The 1,383-nt window shown below is 53.1% G+C and carries 1 protein-coding gene and 1 pseudogene; both read left to right on the top strand.

Translation table 11 applies throughout. The annotated features are described in order from the left end of the window. The coding region (locus ACXJ5O_RS27035) for a transporter substrate-binding domain-containing protein (RefSeq protein WP_457302603.1) at positions 1–626 on the top strand (626 nt) is incomplete at its 5' end. Between the two features lie 123 nt (positions 627–749). Beyond that, positions 750–1,383 (top strand): annotated as a pseudogene (gene lysK / locus ACXJ5O_RS27030) (lysine--tRNA ligase); the annotation flags it as partial.

The following is a 1,383-nucleotide window of genomic DNA, read 5'->3' as shown; positions in this document are numbered from 1 at the left end:
ATATCGATCTAGTGCGGGCGATCTGTGATGAGCTCGCTGTCACTGCAATGTGTCAGGTTGAAGCGCGCCCATGGAATGAATTGCTGCCAACACTTGAAAATGGAGAGGCGGAAGCGATTATTGCTGGCCTAAGACCGACAGCAGCCTTGCGTCAGAAACTCGCCTTTACGACGCCTTATATGAGGCTGCCAGCACGATTTGTGACGCTGAAGGAAACGCCACTTACTGAACATCTTGCCGATACGCTCGAGAAAAAGACAGTCGGCGTTGTAGCAGGGTCAGTGCACCAAGTGATTTTTGCTGACTACTTCCCGAAGGGCCATTGGGTCGGCTACCCCTCGCGTGATCTCATGCTCAAGGATCTCCAAGCAAAGAAGATTGACGCCGTATTCGGTGACGGGTCGGATCTATCCTTCTGGATCGGCAGCATTGAGTCGGATAACTGCTGCGCCTTCGTCGGTGGGCCCTATATCGCACCCCAGTTTCTGGGTGATGGAATGACCATTGCGACCACACGTAAGAATAGCGAACTTATCGATGCCTTTAATTTTGCCTTGAAGGCGATGGAGGAAAAAGGCACTACATCCGAACTCTATCTGCGTTATTTTCCGGTCGATTTTTATTGAGCTGAGTGAGCCATTTGAGATCAGCGCAGATTGTCTTCAAACGGGCACATGCAATTGACGCCAGCCACCTTGCGCCATAGTGTCCGCCCGCCTTACCAGACGGCAGGAACACAGGAAAAACGAATGACTTCGCGCCTTGATACCCAAATCGAACTGAGCCCCGAATTAATCGAGGCAGCAGCAGAGGCCAAAGCTTGGCCCTTCGAGGAGGCGCGAAAGATCATTAAACGCTATGAAAAGACCGGTTACCCCGAGACGATATTGTTCGAAACGGGCTATGGCCCCTCGGGTCTGCCGCATATCGGCACGTTCGGCGAAGTGGCGCGCACTTCCATGGTGCGCCATGCCTTTCGTGTGTTGACCAAGGACCTGGTCAACACCAAGCTGCTTTGCTTTTCTGATGACATGGACGGCATGCGGAAGATTCCGGACAACGTACCGGACCCCTCCTCACTAGTGCCGCATCTGCATAAGCCACTGTCGTCCGTCCCAAATCCCTTTGGTGGCGATTACAGCAGTTTTGCTGACCACAACAACGTCATGCTGTGCCGCTTTCTCGACACGTTCGGCTTCGATTACGAATTTGCTAGTGCGACGGAATACTACAAATCGGGACGCTTCGATGAAGTGTTGCTTCGGGCGGTCAAGCATTACGACGACATCATGAAGGTGATGTTGCCAACGCTCGGGGAGGAACGCCAGGCAACCTATAGCCCCTTTTTGCCGATCTCTCCCACGAGCGGCAGGGTTCTCTACG

Source organism: Phyllobacterium sp. P5_D12 (assembly GCF_054049495.1).
This window is presented reverse-complemented; position numbering and strand designations above follow the sequence as displayed.